This window comes from Streptomyces sp. NPDC050164, assembly GCF_044459945.1.
GTDB classification, from domain to species: domain Bacteria; phylum Actinomycetota; class Actinomycetes; order Streptomycetales; family Streptomycetaceae; genus Streptomyces; species Streptomyces coeruleorubidus_A.
On sequence record NZ_JBITJK010000057.1, the window covers coordinates 13,299 to 34,268 of the forward strand.

The 20,970-nt window shown below is 72.4% G+C and carries 10 protein-coding genes; 2 read left to right on the forward strand and 8 right to left on the reverse strand.

Annotated features, from left to right (window positions below):
- The first annotated feature begins 76 nt into the window (after positions 1-76).
- Both ACIBNA_RS41700 and ACIBNA_RS41705 read left to right on the forward strand, forming a co-directional pair.
- Positions 77-1,519: an MFS transporter gene (locus ACIBNA_RS41700; RefSeq protein ID WP_399170553.1), complete on the forward strand. Its 1,443-nt coding sequence runs from the start codon at positions 77-79 to the stop codon at positions 1,517-1,519.
- Positions 1,479-12,515 (forward strand): amino acid adenylation domain-containing protein, encoded by an 11,037-nt coding sequence (locus ACIBNA_RS41705; RefSeq protein WP_399170554.1) that lies wholly within the window; start codon positions 1,479-1,481, stop codon positions 12,513-12,515. Before ACIBNA_RS41700 ends, ACIBNA_RS41705 begins: the two co-directional genes overlap by 41 nt.
- 13 nt (positions 12,516-12,528) lie before the next feature.
- On the opposite strand, the gene ACIBNA_RS41710 is transcribed toward ACIBNA_RS41705, so the two are convergent.
- Genes ACIBNA_RS41710 through ACIBNA_RS41745 form a run of 8 tightly spaced genes read right to left on the reverse strand, consistent with a single transcriptional unit; the run spans position 12,529 to position 20,967 of the window.
- A complete protein-coding gene (locus tag ACIBNA_RS41710) occupies positions 12,529-13,311 on the reverse strand; it encodes a hypothetical protein (RefSeq protein ID WP_399170555.1) in 783 nt (260 codons plus the stop codon).
- Between the two features lie 48 nt (positions 13,312-13,359).
- Positions 13,360-13,848: a hypothetical protein gene (locus ACIBNA_RS41715; protein WP_399170556.1), complete on the reverse strand. Its 489-nt coding sequence runs from the start codon at positions 13,846-13,848 to the stop codon at positions 13,360-13,362.
- Positions 13,845-15,122: an MCE family protein gene (locus ACIBNA_RS41720; RefSeq protein WP_399170557.1), complete on the reverse strand. Its 1,278-nt coding sequence runs from the start codon at positions 15,120-15,122 to the stop codon at positions 13,845-13,847. The genes ACIBNA_RS41715 and ACIBNA_RS41720 overlap by 4 nt, the downstream gene beginning before the upstream one ends.
- The gene (locus ACIBNA_RS41725; RefSeq protein ID WP_399170558.1) at positions 15,119-16,426 is read right to left on the reverse strand and encodes an MCE family protein; all 1,308 of its coding nucleotides are present in this window, start codon (positions 16,424-16,426) and stop codon (positions 15,119-15,121) included. The genes ACIBNA_RS41720 and ACIBNA_RS41725 overlap by 4 nt, the downstream gene beginning before the upstream one ends.
- Positions 16,423-17,538 (reverse strand): MCE family protein, encoded by a 1,116-nt coding sequence (locus tag ACIBNA_RS41730; protein WP_399170559.1) that lies wholly within the window; start codon positions 17,536-17,538, stop codon positions 16,423-16,425. Before ACIBNA_RS41730 ends, ACIBNA_RS41725 begins: the two co-directional genes overlap by 4 nt.
- Entirely contained in the window at positions 17,535-18,695 is a 1,161-nt protein-coding gene (locus ACIBNA_RS41735) for an MCE family protein (protein ID WP_399170560.1), read from the reverse strand. Before ACIBNA_RS41735 ends, ACIBNA_RS41730 begins: the two co-directional genes overlap by 4 nt.
- A complete protein-coding gene (locus tag ACIBNA_RS41740; RefSeq protein ID WP_399170562.1) occupies positions 18,692-19,729 on the reverse strand; it encodes an MCE family protein in 1,038 nt (345 codons plus the stop codon). Before ACIBNA_RS41740 ends, ACIBNA_RS41735 begins: the two co-directional genes overlap by 4 nt.
- Complete coding sequence (locus ACIBNA_RS41745) at positions 19,726-20,967, reverse strand: MCE family protein (protein WP_399170563.1); 1,242 nt, start codon at positions 20,965-20,967, stop codon at positions 19,726-19,728. Before ACIBNA_RS41745 ends, ACIBNA_RS41740 begins: the two co-directional genes overlap by 4 nt.
- Between the last annotated feature and the right edge of the window lie 3 nt (positions 20,968-20,970).

A 20,970-nucleotide genomic window follows, 5' to 3' on the forward strand; every position in this document is an offset into this window, starting at 1 on the left:
ACTTTTCCCCGTCGGGTTACGCTGCGGTGAAAAGCGCCGAGCGGCCGACCCTGGCCCAACCAGGTTGAGGAGTCCGGTGACGGGGGTGGAGTGGCGGTTTCGTGCCGTGGTGGTCGCGCATGCCGTGTCGGCGTACGGGACCTATCTGAATCTCATCGCGCTCAGCCTGTTCTCGTACGAGGTCACGGGCACCGCCCTGGGCGTGGGCATCGTGATGGCGGTACGGCTGCTGTCCGGTGTCACGGCGGGCCTGGCCGCCGGGGCGCTGACCGCAAGGGTCACGCGCCGGACCGTCATGGTGGTCACGGACCTCGCCCAGACCCTCGCCATGGTCGCGCTCGCGCTCCAGGCGTCGGACACGCCGCTGTGGGTGCTGCTCGGGGCGGTGGTCGTGCTGGGCGCGGGCAACACGTTCTTCAACGTCGCCCTGCGCAGCGCGGTGCCGGTCATGGTCGGGCAGGACAGCCGCGCCCGGGCGAACGGCGTGCTGGTCACGGCCCGTTCCGTCGCCACGGTGCTGGGTTTCGCGTCGGCCGCGCCGGTGATCGCCCTCGGCGGTTTCGGTGTCGCGTTCGCCGTGAACGCCGCGAGCTTCGCGGTGTCGGCCGCGGCCGTGCTGGTGCTCCGGCCGCGCACGGACGACGACCCGGTGGGCGACCCGCCCGAGGAGCTCCCGGAGCAGGGCGGCACCGGCTCCTCGGGGGCCCGTCGCGGGCGGCTGCGGCTCCGGGTGGCGGGCCTCGCCGGAGCGTTGCTCGGCATGATCGCGCTGCGGGGTCTGGACGCGCTGGCGTCCGCGTCGCACAACGTCGCGCTGCCGCTGGCGGCGCACGCGGCCGAACCGTCCGGTCCGGCGGTGTTCATGACCCGGTTCTGGTCGGCGTGGGCCGTGGGCACCCTGCTCGCCCACCAGGTCCTCAAACGCCGGTCGCACGGCACGTCCTGGGGCGAGCGCGCGTTCGCGGTGGGCACCTGCGCGATGTCGTTCTGTTTCGTGGCCGCGTTCACCGGGCTGCCCGCCCCGGCCCTGATGGCGGCGGCCGTGGCGGCGGGGTTCGCGGACGGCTGGACCGAGATCGTCTACACCTCGCGCCTCCAGGCGGCCCCCGACCGGCAGCGCAGCCGCCTGTTCGGCCTGTCCGCCACCGCCGAGCAGTCCGGATTCGCCCTGGGCACGATGGCCGCGGCAGCCGCCCTGGAGGTCCTGCCCGCCCTGGCCGTCGTGGGCGTCTTCCATGGGGCGGCGGTGTGCGGGGCGCTGGCGCTGCTGCTGCTCACGGCGGGCCGGCGCGGCACGGGCAGGCCGGGCCCGGCCGGCGGCGACACCCACTCGCCCGCCGCTGAGAACCACCCACCCACCGGCGACAACCGCCTACCCACCGGTGGCGACCACCCGTCCGCCGGCGAGAACCACTCGCCCGTCGGCGAGAACCGCTCAGATCATTCGCCAGCCAGCGAAGAAAAGGGAGAAGACGCGCATGGAACGTCCACGGGGGCAAGCCAGTTGCCGGGGTCCTGAGCCCGAACGCACGGAGGGCGATCCGGTCGACGCCGTGCGGGCGCTGCTGGGCGCTTCCCGGTCCGCTCCCGGCTCAGCCGTCGTCACCCTCGCCGCCGACGGCACGACGAGCTCACGGTCGTATCCCGAACTGCTGGACGCGGCCCGCCGTATGCTCACCGGCCTGCGGGCGCACGGACTGCGGCGCGGCGACACGGTGGTGCTGTGCGGGCTGCCACTGGCCGAGTTCTTCCCCGCCTTCTGGGCCTGTGTGCTCGGCGGTGCCTTACCCGTGGCCATCGCCGAGCACCCCGCGCCGGGCTCCCCGGCCTTCGAACGCCTGCGGCAGGCCTGCGCGTTGCTCGACCAGCGGCTGGTCCTGACCGACGCACCCGGCGCGGCTGCCCTCGCCCACGCCACGCCCGCCATGCGGGTCGCCCTGGCGCGAGAGTGTCTCGCGGCGCCGCCCGCGGACGACCTCGTCGAGCCGGACCCGTCCGACACGGCCCTGCTGATGCTGTCCTCCGGCAGCACCGGCGTCCCGAAGGCCGCCCGGCTGACGCACGCCGGGCTCGCGGACTTCGCGGCGAGCAGCCGGCGGGTCCTGGACGTGCGGCCGGACGACACGATGGTGAACTGGCTGCCCGTCGACCACAGCGGCGCCTTCCTGCTCTACCACCTGCTCGCGGTCTTCACCGGCTGCACCAACGTCCACGCACCCACCGAACGCGTGCTCGCCGACCCGCTGCGCTGGCTCGACCTCCTCCACGAACACCGGGCGCAACACGGCTGGGCACCGACGTTCGCCTACCGGCTGGTCTCGGACGCGCTCGCCGAGCGGGCCGACCGCTCCTGGGACCTGAGCGGCCTCAAGTCGCTGGTGTGCGGGGGCGAGCGGGTCGTGCTGCCGGTGCTGCGCCGCTTCCTCGACGCGACGGCCCCGTACGGCGTGCGCGAGGAGCACATCGCCCCGGTGTGGGGCATGGCCGAGACGGTCACGGCCGTCACCCACGGCCGGCTGGACCGGCCGGGCACCGTGCACCGCCTGCTCAGGAACAGCCTCGGCGGCGACCTGGTCCGGGCCGGCGAGGACACCCCGGACGCCGACCGTGTCACCTTCGTCGCCTCCGGCTCGCCCGCGCACGGCGTCACCCTGCGCATCGTCGACGACCGCGGCGACCTCGCCCCGCCGGGCCGCATCGGCCGGCTCCAGGTCCACTCGGCCGCGCGGCTCACCCCCGGCTACGTGAACAACCCCGAGGCGGACGCCGCGGCCTACCCGGCCGGACGCGACTGGCTCGACACCGGCGATCTGGCCTTCCTCCACGACGGCCAGGTCGTCATCACGGGCCGCCGCAAGGACGTGATCATCCTCAACGGCCACAACGTGTACTGCCACGAGGTGGAGGAGACCGCCACCGCCGTCGAGGGCGTCCGCCAGGGCGAGGTCGCCGCCTGCGGCATCCCGCACCCGGAGCGGGGCACGGAGGACCTCGCCGTGTTCTTCGTCAGCCGCGGCGCCGCCGAGGACATACGTATCGCCGCGGAGGTGAAGGCGGCGCTGTACACCCGCCTCAGGCTCACCGCCGCGTACGTCCTGCCCGTCCCGGCGGGCGAGTTCCCGCGGACGCCGGCGGGCAAGGTGCGCCGCGCGGAACTCCAGAACCGCCTGGTCGCCGGTGGGTTCGGCGCCGCGCCGACCGCGGCACCGGATGCCCGGGCGGAGGCGGACGCCGTGACCCGGGCCGTCCGGGAGGAACTGAGCGCCGTGCTGGGCCGTCCGGTCGACGCGGATATGCCGTTCTACGAGCTCGGCCTGACGTCCGTACTGCTGGTGCGCCTGCGGAACCGGCTGGCGGAACGCCTCGGGACGCCGATCGCCCAGACCGCGTTCTTCGAGCACCCGACGGCCACGGCCCTCGCGGCACACCTGGCGAGCGGGCCGACGGCTGCGGCCGGGTTTGAGGCGGGGGTCGGGCCTGAGGCGGAGGCCGGGCCTCGGGCGGAGGCCGGGCGTGAGGCGCGGGTCGGGCTTGAGGCGCGGGTCGGCCCCGCGGCAGGGGCGAGGTTCGCGGCAGGGGCCGAGCCTGAGGTTGCGGCCGAGCCTGCACCCGGGATCGGGCCCGAGGTCGCGGCCGAACCCGCGGCAGGGACCAGGGCCGAGGTCGCGGCAGGGCCCGCAGCAGGGCCCAGGCTCAAGGCAAAGACCCACCCCGCACCAGGGGCCGAGCCTGAGGTTGCTGTGAGGACCGGGCCCGAGGCGGAGGCCGACCCCTCGGCAGAAACCGGGCCCGACACCGCGGTCGGTCCCGAGGCTGGGACCCAGCCCAACCCTGCGGTCCAGCCCAACACCGCCGTCCAGCCCGACCCTGCCATCCAGCCCGAGGAAATCACCGGCGAGAGCACCACCGCCGCCAACTCCCCCGAACACCGCGTCGCCGTCATCGGACTGTCGCTGCGCTTCCCCGGCGCGAACTCGGCCGAGGAGTTCTGGGCCAATCTGCGGGACGGCGTCGACAGCGTCCGGGTCTTCGGTGAGCAGGAGCTCGCGGCGGCGGGCCTGTCGCCGGAGCAGCGCCGCGCGCCCGGCCTCGTGCCCGCCGCCGGGATCCTCGACGGCGTGGAGGAGTTCGACGGGGACTTCTTCGGGATGAGTCCCAAGGAGGCCGGACTGACCCATCCCGCGCACCGGCTGTTCCTGGAGTGCTGCCACGAGGCCCTGGAGGACGGCGGCCACGCGGCGACCGCGCCCGGCGTCCGGGTGGGGGTGTTCGCCGGGTCGGGCATGAACCTCTACGACCACCAGCAGCAGCCCGCGACCGGCTCACCGTACGACCCGTCGGACCCGGCCGCCGGCATGCAGTCGGCCATCGGCCAGGAGCCGGACTTCCTCGCCACCCGCGTCGCCTACCGGCTCGGCCTCACCGGCCCGGCGATCGGTGTGCAGACGGCCTGTTCCACGTCCCTGGTCGCGGTGCACCTCGCGGTCCAGGCGCTGCTCACCGGGGAGACGGACCTGGCGCTGGCGGGCGCCGCGGCCGTGCATCTGCCGCAGGAGACCGGCTACCACAGCCACCCCGGGTCGATCCTGTCCCCCACCGGACGCTGCCGCGCCTTCGACGCGGAGGCCGACGGCACCGTCGGCGGCAACGGCGTGGCCGCCGTCCTGCTCAAGCGCCTCGACCGGGCACTGGCCGACGGCGACACCGTGCACGCGGTGATCCTGGGCTCCGCCGTCAACAACGACGGCGCCGCCAAGGTCGGCTTCAGCGCTCCCGGTGTCGAGGGACAGGCCGAGGTCGTACGCCAGGCGCTGCGCAGGGCGGAGGTGCCCGCGGAGACGATCTCGTACGTGGAGGCGCACGGCACCGGAACGCGCCTCGGCGATCCGGTGGAACTCACGGCGCTGGCACGGGCCCTCGGCGAGCACGCGGGTCGCCCCGCCTCCTGCGTGGTCGGCTCCGTGAAGCCGAACATCGGGCATCTCGACAGCTGCGCCGGAATGGCCGGGCTCATCAAGACGGTCCTGATGCTACGCAACCGCACCCTGGTGCCGACACCGCACCTCACCCGACCGAACCCCGAACTGCCCTTGTCCGGCGGCCCGTTGACACTCGCCACGGAACTGCGGCCGTGGCAGGTGCCGGACGACGTGCCCCGCCGGGCCGGGGTCAGCGCCCTCGGCGTCGGCGGCACCAACGCCCACGTGGTACTGGAGGAGGCCCCGCCCGTACGCCCTCGCCCCGCCCCCGAACTGCCCGTCCTCGTGCCCGTGTCGGCCCGCGACCCCGAGGCCCTGGACGAGCTCACGGCCGGGCTTCGCGACCGGCTGCTCGCCCGGCCCGGCCTCCCGGCCGCCGACGTGGCCGCCACCCTGGCCCTCGGCAGGCCGCACCGCGCGGCGCGCACCGCCGTGGCCGGCCGCACGGCAGGCGAACTCGCCCGCGCGCTGGGGGAACGGCACCACCTCACGTCCTCCCCTCTCGGCCCGGTCGCCTTCGCGTTCGCGGGCCAGGGCAGTGCGCGTCGCGGCATGGCGAACGGCCTGTACGCCGCGCACCCGGCCGCGCGGGCCACGCTCGACCGGTGCGAGGAGATCTACGCCCAGGAGTTCGGCGGCAGCCTGCTCGCGCGGCTGCTGACCGCCCCCGCCCCCGCTCTCGCCGACCGTCCCGCGGACGACGAGATCTGGCCCACCGAAACCGCGCAGGCCGCCCTGTTCGCCCATCAGGCGGCACTGGCGGACGCCTGGCGGGCGGCCGGGATACGCCCCGGCCTCCTGCTCGGGCACAGCGTCGGCGAGTACGCCGCCCTGTACGCGGCCGGTGCCCTGACCCTGGAGGACGGGCTGCGGCTCACCGCCTGGCGCGGGCGACTGATGCAGACCCGCTGCCCGGCCGGGGGCATGCTCGCCGTCCGGACCGACCAGGCCACCGCGCGGCGCATCGCACTGGCCGCCGGTGCGGAGCTCGCCGCGGTCAACGGCCCCCACGCCCAGGTGCTCTCGGGCCCGCCGCAGGCCCTGAAGGAGGCGGCGGCACTGCTCGACCAGGAGGGCCTGCGGTGGCGTGCGCTGCCGGTCGACCGGGCGTTCCACTCCGCGGAGATCGACAGCGCCCTGGACGAGTTCCGGATCCGTGCGCGCGGCGTGACGTACCGCCCGCTGCGCACCCCGCTGGTGACCACGGCCGACGGTGAGCTGCGCCGGGCGGGCTGGACGGCCGACGTGGAGTACCTCTGCCGTCAGGCCCGGCAGCCGGTCCGCTTCGACCTCGCCATGGGCACGGCCGTCGAGCAGGGCTGCCTGGACTTCGTGGAGATCGGCGCCGGGCGGACCCTCACCGGCCTCGGCCGGACTTGCGTACCCGACAGCCGCTGGCTGAGCGGGCAGGGCGAAGGGGACGGGGCAGCCGAGCAGGCACACGGATTCCTGACGGCGCTCGGCTCGCTGTACGGCAGGGGCGCGGACCTGGACTGGGAGGCGCTGACCGGGGACGGGGGCCGGGTGCGGCTTCCGGGGCATCCGCTGCGACGGCGTACGGTGCCGTACCAGGCCGTGACGTCGGCCGCCGCTCCTGACCTGCCCGTACCGGACGGTGAAGTCATCGACGCCGTCCGGCAGTTGACGGCCGACAAGCTCGGCCGCCCGATCGCCGACGTCACACCGGACAGCTCGTTCTTCGAACTGGGCGCAGACTCGCTGTCCCTGATGAGCATGACGACGGAGCTGGAGCAGCGGTACGGCGTCCGGGTCCCGGTCCGGGAGGTGTTCGACTCGGCCGACACACCGCGGAGGCTGGCGGAACGGGTCGGGCGGTTACGCGGAGACCTGCCGGTGATCCAGGAACCGGTGGTCGAGCAGCCGGCGGCGCCTGCCGCTGCGCCGGAATCACGGGAAGGGCTGCCGGAATCACCGGAAGGACTGCACGCGCTGTTCGGTCAGCAGCTACGGCTGGCGGAGCAGCTCGTCGACCAGGTGGGCGAGATGATCTCCCGCCAACTGGACGTGCTCGCGGCGACCGGCACCACGACGGCACCGCCCACTCCGGCACGGACGCCGGCACCCCTCGTCCCCCGGCCCGCGCCCACGCCCACTCCCACCCCCTCCAACCCGCCCCCAGCTGCCTTCGACTTCAGCCTCTACTTCTTCGGCGACTACCCCCAGGACACCGACCACGACAAATACGGCCTGATCATGGCCGCCGCGGACTTCGCCGACCAGCACGGCTTCCATGCCCTGTGGTTCCCCGAGCGGCACTTCAACTCCTTCGGCGCGCTCTTCCCCAACCCCTCCGTGCTGGCCGCGGCCCTCGCCGCCCGGACCAGCCGGATCCGGCTGCACGCCGGTTCCGTGGTGCTGCCGCTGCACCATCCCGCCCGGGTCGCGGAGGAGTGGTCGGTGGTCGACAACATCTCCGGCGGCCGGACGGGCCTGTGCTTCGCGAGCGGCTGGCACGCCACCGACTTCGCGCTCGCGCCGCAGCACTTCGGCCGGCACCGCGAAGTGATGTACGAGCACCTGGCGACCGTACGGGACCTCTGGTCGGGACAGCCGGTGCAGACGACGGCGGGCGACGGCACCCCCGTCGAGATCCGCCTGCACCCCCGCCCCGTACAGGAACGGCCGCCGATGTACGTGGCCGTCGTGGGCAACCCGGACAGCTACCGACGGGCGGCCGCCGAGGATCTCGGTGTGGTCACCAACCTGATGACGCAGACGGTGGAGCAACTGGCCGAGAACATCGCGCTGTACCGGCGCTGCCGTGCCGAGCACGGTCTCGACCCGGCGGCCGGGCGGGTCGTGGTGCTCGTGCACACGTACCTGGAGGACGACGCGGAGCGGGCGCGGGCCGAGGCGTACCGGCCTTTCCTGTCGTATCTGCGCTCCTCGCTCTCCCTCTTCGACCAGGTCACCAACAGTCTCGGTTTCCAGGTGGACCTGGAGAACACGCCCGAGGAGGACGTGGAGTTCCTTCTCGGTCGCGCCTACGAGCGCTACTGCGACTCCCGCGCGCTGATCGGCGACGAGCACACGGCCGCGGAGACCGTACGGCGTCTGCGGGAGGCCGGTGCGGACGAGATCGCCTGCTTCGTGGACTTCGGCGTACCGAAGGAGAAGGTGCTGGCGGCGCTGCCGGTACTGGACCGGCTGCGCAGGACGGCTCCCGGGACGAAGCCTCCGGCACCCTCAGCGCCCCGCCGGGCGCCGCTCACCCCCGCCCAGCGCCGTATCTGGTTCCTGGAGCAACTGCACCCGGGTACCGCCATGTACCACGAGCCCAAGGCGATCCGGCTGGAAGGCCCGCTGGACGTCCCGGCCCTGCGCTGGGCGCTGGACCGGGTCACGGACCGGCACCCGGCGCTGCGCACGGTGTTCGGCGACACGGACGGGATCCCCTACCAGGAGATAAGCGACCGTATGCCGCTCGACTGCCCGGTGGAGGACCACACGGGTTCGACCGAGGAGGAGGCCCTGCGGTCGGCACTCGCGGACGACCACCGACTCGACCTCGCCACGGGTCCTCTGGTCGCGGCCCGCCTGCTCCGCCTGTCCCCGGACCGCCACCTGCTCTTCCTCCTGGCCCACCACATCGTCTTCGACTCCTCCTCCACGGCTGTGCTGGCCCGGGACCTCGCCGCGTACTACCGCGCCCGGCGGGGCGGCAGTGCGGGCTCGGAGCCGCCGCCCCTGCCCGAACTGCCGGCGGCACCCGAGGCAGACCCCGCGTCTGTGGACTTCTGGCGGCAGCGCCTCGGCGACGCACCGGAGCTGACCCTGCCCACCGACCGCCCCCGCCCGCCGGTCAGGACGGGAGCGGGCGCGAGCCTCACGCACGCCCTCGACGCCCAACTGACCGACTCTCTGCGGAAGTTCGCCGCCGGACACCGCGCCACCCTCTTCATGACACTGACCGGCGCGATCGGCGCGGTCCTGGGCCGTTTCAGCGGGCAACGGGACGTGGTGATCGGCACCGCGGTGGCGGCCCGCCCCGCGGGCGCGGAAGACCACGTGGGCCTGTTCCTCGACACCGTGCCGCTGCGCCTGGACCTGACCGGCGAGCCGGACTTCCCGACGCTGCTGCACCGGGTCCGGGAGAGCAGCACGTCGGCGTACGAACACCGCGGCGTCCCCTTCGACGAATTGGTGGGCGCGCTCAACCCGCGTCGTGACCCGGGCCGCAATCCGCTGTTCCAGGTGATGGTGGAGTACGAGAACGAGGGCGAGGCCCTCTTCGACCCGCCCCGCCTGACGGCCACCCTGCTCGACATCCCGAGCGCCCGCGCCCCGTTCGACCTCAGCGTCTACCTCACCCATCACGCGGGCGGCGTCCGCTTCATGGTCGAGTACGACACGGCCCTCTTCGACGAGGCCACGGTGCGCCGCTTCGTGGACTACGTCGAACAGGTCCTGCGCCGCGCCCTGGACACACCGGGCGCGCCGCTCACGGACCTGACCGCACTCACGGCCGCGGACCGCGCGGCCCTGTCCCACGCGGAGCACCCCGGCGAAGGGCCCCAGGCCACTCTGCACGGTCTGATGGAGCAGCAGGCCCGCCGCACCCCGGACGCCGTAGCGCTGATCAGCGGGGAACAACACCTCTCCTACGCGGACGTGGACGCGGCGGCGGGCCGCCTCGCCCGGCAGTTGCGCACCAGGGGCGCGGCGCGCGGAGAGCGGGTCGCCGTACTCCTGCCACGAGGCCCGCAGCTGATCACGGCCCTGCTGGCGGTGCTCAAGAGCGGGGCGGCATACCTCCCTCTCGACCCGTCCCTTCCCACCCCGCGGCTGTCGCTGCTGCTCGACGACGGCACACCCGTACTCCTGCTCACCTCCGGCACCGCGCTCGCCGGGCACCCGGACCTCGCGCCGGAGCTGCCCGTCCTGCGTGTGGAACAGGCGGACGACACACTGCCGTCCACCCCGCTCACGGACGGAGCGGGTCCGCAGGACCCCGCGTACTGCATCCACACCTCGGGCTCGACGGGCCGCCCGAAGGGCGTCGTCGTGCCCCACCGCGGCCCGGCGAACCTGGTCCACGGCCATCTGCGCCGCCACCCCGCGCTGCGCACCCTCCAGTGGACGTCACCGGCGTTCGACGTCAGCGTGCAGGAGATCTTCACGACGCTGGCCTCGGGAGCCGCGCTCGTCCTCGTCGACGACGCTGTACGGCACGACCCGGCGGCGTTGGCGCAGGCGGTGCGCCATCACCGGGTGCAGCGCATGTTCATGCCCTGCACCCCGCTGAAGTACCTGATGGAGGCCGCCCCTCACCTGCCTTCCCTGCGCGAGCTGTTCTCGGCGGGCGAGGCACTCCAGCTCACGCCCGCCTTCCGCCGCTTCCTCGCCACGCACCCGCACTGCGCGCTCTACAACCAGTACGGCCCCACGGAGACGTCGATCATCGTCACGTCGCACCGCGTCGACCCGGCCGGCGAGGAGTGGCCCCCGATCGGCACCCCGGTGCCGGGGGCGCGCATCCTGCTGCTGGACGACTCGGGCCGGCAGGTCCCGGTCGGCGCCGTCGGCGAGATCCATGTGAGCGGCACGCCGGTGGCGCACGGCTACCACGACCGCCCGGCCGAGAGCGCCGCCGCGTTCCTCGACGACGGCGCGGGCGGGGTGCTGTACCGCACGGGCGACCTGGGCCGCCGGCGCACGGACGGCACGCTGGAGTACCGGGGCCGGGCGGACGACCAGGTCAAGATCCGCGGCTACCGCGTCGAACCGGGCGAGGTGCAGTCGGCGTTGACGGCACTGCGCGGGGTCCGGGACGCGGCGGTGCTCCCCCGCCGCGACCGCCACGGTGACATGGAGCTGGTCGCGTACGTGGTGCCGGCCGATGGGGCCTCCCGGCCCGACCCGCGCACCGCACTGGCCGCCGCACTGCCCGACCATCTGGTGCCGCGCCGCTGGGTGACCCTCGACCGCCTCCCGGTGAACGCCTCCGGCAAGCTGGACCGCACGGCCCTGCCGGATCCGGGGGACGAGTCCGCCGAGCCGTCGCAGACCGGGCCGACGACGGCCCTGGAGAAAACGCTGCACGACCTGTGGGGCGAGGAACTGGGCACCCGGCCGATCCCGGTCACTACCTCGTTCTTCGAACTCGGCGGCCACTCCCTGAGCGCGATCCGGCTGCTGAACCGCATGCGGGAGGAGGCGGACGTCGATCTCACGATGGCCGACTTCTTCCTGGATCCGACGATCCGAGGCATCGCGACACGTAACCATGTCGTGGACACCGCGCCGATGCCCTCGACCCTGCGCCGCCTGTGGCGCCGCCACCACGCACTCCCCGACCCGAGCGTCTACAACATCGCCCACCGCATGGATCTCAGGGGGGACTTGGACCCCGAGGCCCTGCACCAGGCCCTCATGGACCTGGTGGCACGCCACCACGCGCTGCGCGGCAGGCCGGTCCGCCGGGAGGACGGACGGTACGAGGTCGAAATCCTGGCCCATGTCCCCGTGACGCTGCCGATCACCGACCTCCGCGCCCACGCCGGGGACGCGGAGTACATGGACCGCTGGTGCCGAGAGCAGGTCGCCACCCCGTTCACGCTGAACCAGACCCCGCTCTTCCGCTTCCGCCTGGCCCGTCTCGCCGAGGACCACTGGGTCATGGTGACGGTCTTCCACCACGCGGTGTGCGACGGCTGGTCCCTGAGCATCATCCGACGCGACCTGCAGGAGCTGTACAACGCGCGACGATCGGGTACGGCACCCCAACTTCCGGTCACCGTCGCCCAGTTCACGAACTTCGCCCGATCGGAACACGCACTGCCGGACAAGCGCAGGACAGTCCTGGAGCACTTCTGGCGCACGGAGCTCGACAACATCCCCCTACGCCCGGCCCTCCCCTACGACCACCCGCACCCGGGCAAGCTCTCCGGCCGCGGCGCCCTGCACACCTGGACCGTCACCGACGACACACCCGCCCGCCTGACCAGCACGGCCACCCGCCTGGGCACCACCGCCTACACGGTCCTAGCGGCCACGTTCGCCACGTGGCTGGCCGACCTGTGCGGCGAACGAGGCGACATCGTCCTGGCGGCCTCCAGCGCGAACCGCGTCCAACACGACCGCGCCGAGATCGTCGGCATCCTGGGCGACGCCGTACTCCTGCGGGCCCGGCTGTCCGAAGCGGAAACCTTCCCCGACCTGGTGTCCCAACTGAGCAGCACCCTCTTCACGGCCCTCGATCACCAGGAACTGCCCCTGACGGACGTGGTGTCTCTCGTCTCGCCCGAGCTGAAGGACGCCCTGTTCCCCACGGTCCTGTTCACAGTGATCACCACAGAGCCGCCGGCCCTGAACCTCCAGGAGGTCTCCACCACCATCCGCGCCCTCCCCGCCCAGGGCGTGGCCCGCAACGAGCTCTACGTCGTGATCGCACCCGAGACCGACTCGATCACGGTCACGTTCGAGTACTCGACGGACCTGTTCACCCACGAGACGGTCGAGGCGTGGGCCGGGTCCTTCACCGAGGCACTGAGGTCCGCGGTGGCTGGCGGCTGAGGGAAACCGCTCGTCACAGCGCGTCCACCGCGCTCACCTTCCACCCGTCGCCCGTGCGGTCCATCGTCATCCGCACCCGGTTCAGGTCCACGCGGGACCCCGAGACCTGGGTGCTCTCGGTGACCTGGTTGACGAAGAGCAGGACCACGACCTTGTCGGGGGAGGCCGAGACGACGGAGGCGGCCGGGGCGGCGCCGGAGCCGGGGGCGGCGACCGTCGCCTTCACCACGCCGTGGTACTTCCTGGCCGTCGGGGCGACCACGGTCTTCGTGGTCTTGCCGTACTCGTCGCGGAAGTCGCCGGTCAGGTGGGCGCGGGCCCGGGAGAAGTCCTTGTCCAGGCGGCGGTAGTCGTACGACAGGACGATCGGCGCCGCTTTCCGCGCGGCCGCGAGCGCCTCGGTCCGGGCGGTCTCCGTCAGGCGGCCGTCGCGGTACTGCCATCCCAGGGCGGCGAGCGCGGCCAGGCCGACGACGAGCAGAACGGCCAGGACCAGGGTGAGCAGCCTTCGACGGCCGCCGGGGCCGGGCTCGCTGCGCTTTTGCGGCCCGTCCTCCTCGAACGACTCCGGCGACGGCTCCGGCGGGTCGTCCCAGCCGTCCTTCGGGGCCTCGATGAGGACGGTGCGTCCGGCGGGCGGCAGCTCGGCCCGGCGCGGGGACTCCTCGTCGCCGGCCGTCTCCGCGCCCGCTCCGGGGTGGCCGCGCTCGGCGCGCTTCGCCGCCGCGCGGGCGGCCGCCGTCATGGTGCGGCGGGTGCCGGGACCGGGGGCGCGGCCTGTGGTCGTCTTCGGCATGGTGGTACTCCTCGTCGGTGCTTGTCGGTCGGCGAATCGGCCCGTGGATCAGCCGACGAACTCGACGTCGGACGTCAGCCAGCGGCCGTCCTTGTGCACGAGGTCGAGCTGGAGCCGGTACGTGCGCGCCTCCCCCTCGGGCACGGCGGTGTTGGTCACCTTGCTGTCGGCGACCACCAGCACACGGGCCGAGTTCTCGTCCGAGCGGACGATGCCCGCCTCCAGGACCTGGCCCTGCGACACGGACTTGTTCTGGGCCACCAGCTTCGTCAACTGGTCCGTCTGTGCGGTGAACTGCTTCTTGAACTCGCCGGTCGCGCCCGCCAGTACGTTCGCGCTGTCACGGCCGTAGTGGCGGTAGTCCAGGGAGGTGAAGTTCAGTGCCGACTGACGGGCCGCGGCCAGGATGCCCTGGCGTCGTTGGTCCGCCTCGCGCTGTGCGTAGAGGCCGAAGGCCAGCCAGAGTGCCAGTGCGGTGGTGATGACGGTCGCCGCGACGAGTCCCGCCGTCAGCGCTCCGGGTCGCACCGGCCTCATGCCATGGGGCCGACGAGCAGCCATTGCCACGACTCCTTTCCGAACGCGGCCTGCTGGCCGCCCGTCGAGCCGATCTCGACGTTCCTTCCGTCCGGGCCGGTGGTGGTGCCGGTCTCCGGGTCGTACGGGGTGACGTACGTCGCTTGGTTCGCGCCGCCGTCTGCGGTCGACGCGCCCGGGGCGTTCTGCGCGCCCCGTACCGACGACTCGCTGCCGCGCGGGAGCGTGCAGCGGGCGTCGGTGTTCGCCTCGCGTGTGCGGGTGTCCGCGGGGTCGCGGCGTGCCGTGCCGTACCCCTTGGTGCAGGCCGGCGGGTCGTCGGCGTTCAGCACGAGGCCGAAGTGGGTGGTGCCGTCGCCCGGGACGACCGTGTAGCTGCCCGCGACCATCAGCGGGAAGGTGACCAGGGCCTGCTCCACGCCGGGCAGGCGGGCCAGCGTGACCTGGCCGCCGCTGATCAGGTTGGCCAGCAGGACCGACAGCTGCGGCCCGGTGGACTTCAGCAGCGAGTTCAGCTCCTGCGCCGCCGGCCGCGCGTTGCCGATCAGCTTGCGCAGGTCCCCGTCGCTGGCCTTCAACTGGGCCGAGAGCGCCGCCAGATCGCGCGCGAACGACTTGATCGACGAGCCCTGGTCGGCCTGCGTCTTCAGGACCTTCCGTGAGTCCTCGATCAGGGCGATCGTCTCCGGCAGCGCCTCGGACGCCGACCCGACCAGGGCGTTGCCCGAGTCCACCAGGCGGCTCAGGTTCGGGCCGGTGCCGGCGAAGGCCTCGCCCAACTCGTCGACCGTGACCCGCAGGTCGTCCTTGCCGACCGAGTTCACCAGGCGGTCCAGGCTGAGGACCATGTCCGTCGCCGGCAGCGGCACCCGCGTGCTCTCGCGCGGGATCGTGCTGCCGTTCAGCAGGTACGGGCCGTTCGAGGTGCGGGGCTGGAGGTCGACGTACTGCTCGCCCACCGCCGAACGGTTCGCCACCACTGCCAGCGTGTCCGCCGGGATGCGCGGCGCCCCGTCCTCGATGTCGAGCGCGACCGAGACCCCGTCCTGGCCGGTCAGGCGCAGTGCGCCGACCTTGCCCACCGGCACCCCGCGATAGGTGACCTCGGCGCCGGGGAAGACGCCCCCGGAGTCGGCGAAGTCGGCCCGCACGGTGTAGCCGCGGTCCAGGACCTCGTCCACCAGGCCCGTGTACTCGGCGCCGACGTACGACACACCCACGGCGGTGAGGGTGGCGAAGGCGATCAGTTGTGCCTTGACCGTACGGGTGATCACGGCTGGACCCCCTTCAGCATCAGCTCGGCGAGTTCGAGGTTGATCCCCTCGGGCCAGTCGCCCCCGGCGCGGTGGCCGCTGGAGCCGTAGCCGGCGGTGCACACCGGCGGGCACAGCGGATCGTCGCCGCCCGAGCGGTCCGACGGGGACGACGGCACGCTCGGACCGCTCGGCAGCGCGGTGGGCGTCGGCACGTCCGGCGCATCCGGCAGATCCGGCGCGTCCGGGAGATCCGGTACGTCGGGCAGGTCCGGGGTCTCGGGAAGCCCGGGAGTGTCCCCGCCGTTCCCGCCGCCCGGCTCGTCCTTCAGGTTGCCGTAGATGCCGGCCAGGTCGAGGTCCGCCGTGACGTGCAGGTTGACGTAGTCGCCCTTGATGGCGTCCACCACGTTGCGCGGGAACGGGTACGTCGTCAGCAGCTCCAGGGAGTTGGGCAGGTCGCTGCCCGCCTTGTTGAGCTGTTGCAGGATCGGCCGCAGTTGCCTGAGGTTGGCGACCGTGTCCTCGTGCGAGGCGTTGACCACCTTGGTGCCGGTCTTGCCCAGCTTGGACAGGGCGGTGAGCATCCTCGTCAGGTCGCGGCGCTGGTCGGCCAGGATCTTCAGGGCGGGCGGCATCGCGTCGACGGCCTCGGCGATCGTCGTCTTCTCCTTGCCCAGCCGTTCGGCCAGCCGGTCGACGGCCTTCAGCGCGCGGACGATGTCCTGGCGCTGGTCGTCCAGGCCGCCGATGAAGGTGTCGAGTTCCTTGAGCAGGGACTTGACCCGGTTCTCCCGGCCCTCCAGGGCCTTGTTCAGCTCCGTGGTGATCGTCTTGAGCTGGGCCACGCCACCGCCGTTGAGCAGGGCGGACAGCGCGGACAGCACCTCCTCGATCTCCGGGTTGCGGCCGCTGCGGGACAGGGGGATCACATCACCGTCGCGGAGCCGGCCGACCGGCGTGCTTTCCGCCGGCCTGGACAGAGCCACGTACTTCTCGCCGAGCATGCTGGTCTGCCGCAGCTCGGCGATGGCGTTGGCGGGCAGCTTCACGGAGTCGGCGACCCGGAGGCGGACCCGCGCGTGCCAGCCCTCCAGCTCCACCTTCTCCACCGCGCCCACAGTGACGTTGTTGACCTTGACGGCCGACTGCGGAACCAGGTCGAGGACGTCCCGGAACTCGACGGTGACGTGGTAGGCGTGGCCGTCGGCGGCGGCTCCGCCGGGGAGCTGGACGTCGTACCAGCCGTTGAACTGGCAGCCGGACATCAGCAGCGTCCCGACGGCCGCCCAGGCGACGGCCCCGGCCTTGCGCAGTGGCCTCATGCGCTCGCCCCCAGGATTCCGCCGAGGCTGCGGTCGACCGTGCCGGTGACCGCGGTGCCCTGGGGCACTTCGGGTAGGGAGTCGAAGAGGTCCCTCAGGTCCTTGCAGTCGGTCTTCTCCCCTGTTGTCTTCAGGATCGAGCACAGCAGTGAGGCCGGATCCTGCGGGTGGTCGGGGTTGTTGCGGGTGTCGAGGGTGCCCGCGGAGGGGTTGTAGGCGTTGTTCAGGTTCGACATGCCGGTCGGCGCGACCTCCAGCAGCTCCTCCAGTGCCGCCCGTTGGGTGACTAGCACCTTGGTCACCTTGCTCAGGCCCTCCACGTTCGACGTCAGCGACTTCTTGTTCTTCTTCACGAAGGCGGACACGTCACCGAGCGCCGTCCCGAGGTGTTTCAGCGCCGCCGCCAGGTCCCCCCGCTCGCCCGCGAGTTGCTCGGCGACCTTGGCGAGGCTGCTGTTGAACGACCGCACGCTCTTGTCGTCGGCCGCCAGCGCCGCCGTGAACACCTGGAGGTTGCGGACCGTGCCGAACAGGTCCGTACGGCCGTCGGAGAGAGTCGTCACCGCCTGGGAGAGGTCCTCGACCGTCTGGTGGAGGTTCTTGCCCTGGCCGTCGAGGTTGTCGGCGCTCACCCCGAGCAGCCGCGACAGGGAGCCGTCCTTGTTGGCGCCCTTGGGGCCGAACGCCTCGGCCGTGGTGTGCAGGCTGTCGAAGACGCGGTCCAACTCGACCGGTACGGCTGTGCGCGACTCGGGGATCTCGTCCCCGTCCCGCAGCACCGGACCGCTGCGGTACACCGGCAGCAGCTGCAGGTAACGGTCGCTGACCACCGAGGAGTTGATGATCGCGGCCTGCGCGTGAGCCGGGACCTTGCGGTCCGCGTCGTACTCCAGCTCGACCCGCACCCGACCGCCCTCCGGCGTGATCTTCCTGACCTCGCCGATCCGGACGCCGAGCACACGGACGTCCGAGCCGGGGTAGATGCCGACCGTGCGCGGGAAGTACGCCGTGACACGGACCGGCTCGGGGCGCGGCCACAGGACGTAGGTGAGCGCGGCGACCAGGGTCAGGGCGGTCAGTACGGCCAGGTGCTTCTTCGGGCGGTTGCTCACTGCGTGCCTCCCGTTCGCGGTACCACCGGGGCGGCGACCAGGTTCTGGACGTAGGAGTCGAACCAGCGGCCGTTGCCGAGGGTGTTGGTGAAGACCCGCACGTAGGGGGCCAGGAGCTTGATGCTCCGGTCCAGGTTGGATTGGTTCCGTTCGAGCATCTCCACCACGCGGTTGAGGCCCTTGAGCGCGGGCCCGATCTCCTTTTCGTTGTCCTGGACCAGGCCGGAGAGCTGGATGCCGAGCGCGGCGGAGGTCTTCAGCAGCTTGTGGATCGCCGCACGCCGCTTACTGATCTCCTTGAACAGCTTGTCGCCGTCCTTGACCAGGGCGGTGAAGTCGCCCGACCGGTCGGCGAGTACGCCCGTGACACCGTTCGCGTGGTCGAGGAGTTCCTTGAGGGCCTTGTCGCGCGAGGCCACCGTCCGGGAGATCTTCGACAGGCCCTTGATGGACGCCCGTACCTCTTCCGGTGAGTCCTCGAAGGTCGTCGAGATGGTGTCCAGCGCCTTCGCCAGCTGGTCGGTGTCGACCTTCTCCGTCGTGGTGGTGAGATCGCTGAACGCCTGCACGACGTCGTACGCGGGGACGGTCCGCTTCAGCGGGATCTCACTGCCGGGTTCCAGCCGCCCCCGCCCCTTGGGGTGCAGGGCGAGGTACTTCGCGCCGAGGATCGTCTTGACCCGGATCGACGCGCCGGTCTCGGTGCCGAACCCCGGCTCGCCCTTGATCTTGAAGGTGACCTTGACGTGGTCGCCGTCCAGGTCGACCTCCTCGACCTTGCCGACCTTGACCCCGGCGATCCGCACCTCGTCGCCCGGCTTGAGACCGCCCGCCTCCGCGAAGGCCGCGCTGTACGTCTCGCCGTCGCCGATGACCGGCAGGCGGTCGGCGTTGAACGCGGCCACGGTCAGCAGCGCGAGGACGGTGAGTCCGACCGCGCCGATGACGATGGGGTTGCGCTCGCGGAAGGGGCCGAGGTGCGGGCGGCGGAGCCGTATCCTCGGCAGCTTCGGCGGGTCGACACGGACCTTGAACATCGGCTGCGGACGCGGCGTGCGGCGCGGCAGGAGCCGTACCTTCGGCAGTCGCACGCGAGGCAGCTTCGGCGGCTCCACCCGCACCTTGAACAGCGGCTCCGGACGCTTCCTGCGGCTCATGCCCCACACCTCGCCCTCGCCACGTGCATCTCGGGTGTGAGCACCTGCTTCGTCTTCGGCAGCACGATCCGGCCGTCGAAGTCGCACAGGTAGAAGTTGAACCACGAGCCGTAGGACGCCGTCCCCGTCAGCTCGTTCAGCTTGTTCGGCAGCCGCTTCAGCACGCCCTCCACGGTCTTCTCGTTGTCGTTCAGCGTCCCGGTGAGTTCGGTCAGTTCCGCGATGTCGTCCTTGAGCGGCGGACGCGCGTCCTTCAGCAGTCCCGAGGTGGCCCCCGTCAGATCGCCGATGCTCACGAGCGACTGCCCGATGGGCTTGCGGTCGGCGGACAGGCCCGAGATGACCCGGCGCAGCTGCTTGAGCAGTCCGGAGAAGCGGGCGCCGCGCTTGTCGAGCGTCTCCAGCACGGTGTTGAGGTTGTCGATCACCGAGCCGATCAGCTTGTCGCGGCCGGCCAGCGTCGTGGTGAGCGACGCCGTGTGCGTCAGCAGGCTGTTGACGGTGCCGCCCTCGCCCTGGAGGGTCTTGATGATCTCGGTGGCGAGCTGGTTGACGTCCTTCGGGCTGAGCGCGGCGAACAGCGGCTTGAAGCCGTTCAGCAGCGCGTTCAGGTCGAGGGCGGGCTGGGTGCGCGCGAGCGGGATCGTGCCGCCGGGGCGCAGCCGGGTGCCGTCGCCGGCGCCCTCGGTCAGCGCGACGTACCGCTGCCCGACCAGGTTGCGGTAGCGGATGACGGCGCCCGTGCCGGTGAGCAGCGGCCGGTCCTGGCTGACCGTGAAGGTGACCTCGGCCAGCGTCCGGTCCTTGATCCGGATGCCCTCGACCTCGCCGACCCGCACTCCGGCCACCCGGATGTCGTCGCCCTCCTCCAGGCCGGTGACGTCGCTGAAGACCGCGCGGTACTCGTGCTCGGGGGTGAAGGAGATGTTCACGATGGTGGCGGCGAGCAGGGCCGTCGCCAGGACCGTCACCAGCGCGAAGAGGCTGAACTTGATCAGCGGGGCGGCGGTCTGCCGGGCTCCTGTGGTGCTCATGCGACGCTCACCGCCGTCCCGCGCGCCATCGGTCCGAACAGCAGCGTGGCGACCGGCGGCACCTCGTCCGCGGGCACGTCCAGCACCGGCGCCACGAGCGAGCCGACGGCCCGCTGCTCGGCCCGGGTGGCGGAGACGCCGAGCGGGCCGCCCGAGGTCGAACTCCCCTTCTTGGAACCGTCGTCGAGGTGGGCGCCGGGCGCCGGGACCGGAGGGTGCGGCAGGTCACGGCAGTTGGGGCCCGACCGCTCGCCGTAGCGCGGTTCCTCACCCGGTTCGTACGCCCCCTGCGGCCGTACGACCTCCAGCGTGATGTGCATCTTGCCGCCCCGGAAGGCCTCCTCGGACACCTTCTCCTGCCGGACCAGGCCGGCCAGCAGGCAGGGGTACTGAGGCGAGTAACGGGCGAACAGCTCCAGCGTGGGGCGGGAGACCTGGCCGAGGGTGATCAGCCGGTCGCCGTTGGCGTCGAGGAAGTCGTCCGCCGTGCCCGCGACGGTGGCCGTGGTCTTCAGCGCCGCCGCCAGCTGGTCCTTCTGCTCGACGATCGTGCGGCTGGTGGTGACGGTGTTGCGCAGGATCTCCATCAGGTCGGGCGCCGCGTCGCCGTAGACCTCGGCGACGTCGGCGAAGCGTGCGATGTCCTCTTTCAGGGACGGCAGGTGCGGGTTGAGGCGGCGCAGATAGGCCTCCAGGCGCGTGAGGTTGTCGCCGATCCGGTCGCCGCGTCCCTCCAGGGCGGTGGCGAACGCGGAGAGCGTGGCGTTGAGCTTGCCGGGCTGGACCGTCCGCAGCAGGGGCAGCAGGTCGTTCATCAGCTGCTGGAGTTCGATGCCGACGCGGGTGCGGTCCTGGGTGATGACGTCACCGGCGCGGATGGGCCGGCCCGACGAGCCGCGCGGCGCGACCAGGTCGACGTACTTCTCGCCGAACAGCGTCTTGGGCAGCAGGCGGGCGTGCACGTCGGACGGGATGTGGGCGACGTGCTCCGGCTTGAGCGCGATGTCGAGCGTCGCCTTCGTCCCGTCGGCCCGGACCTCGCGCACCTCGCCGACCAGCAGCCCGCGCAGCTTGACGTCGGCGCGCGGATCGAGCTGGTTGCCGAGGCTGTCGGCCTCCAGGGTGATCCGTACGACCGGCGTGAACACCTGCCGGTAGACGGCGACGGACAGGGACAGCAGCAGTGCCAGAACGGCGATGAAGACGACGCCGTACAACCGCAGTCTCAATACCCTCATAGG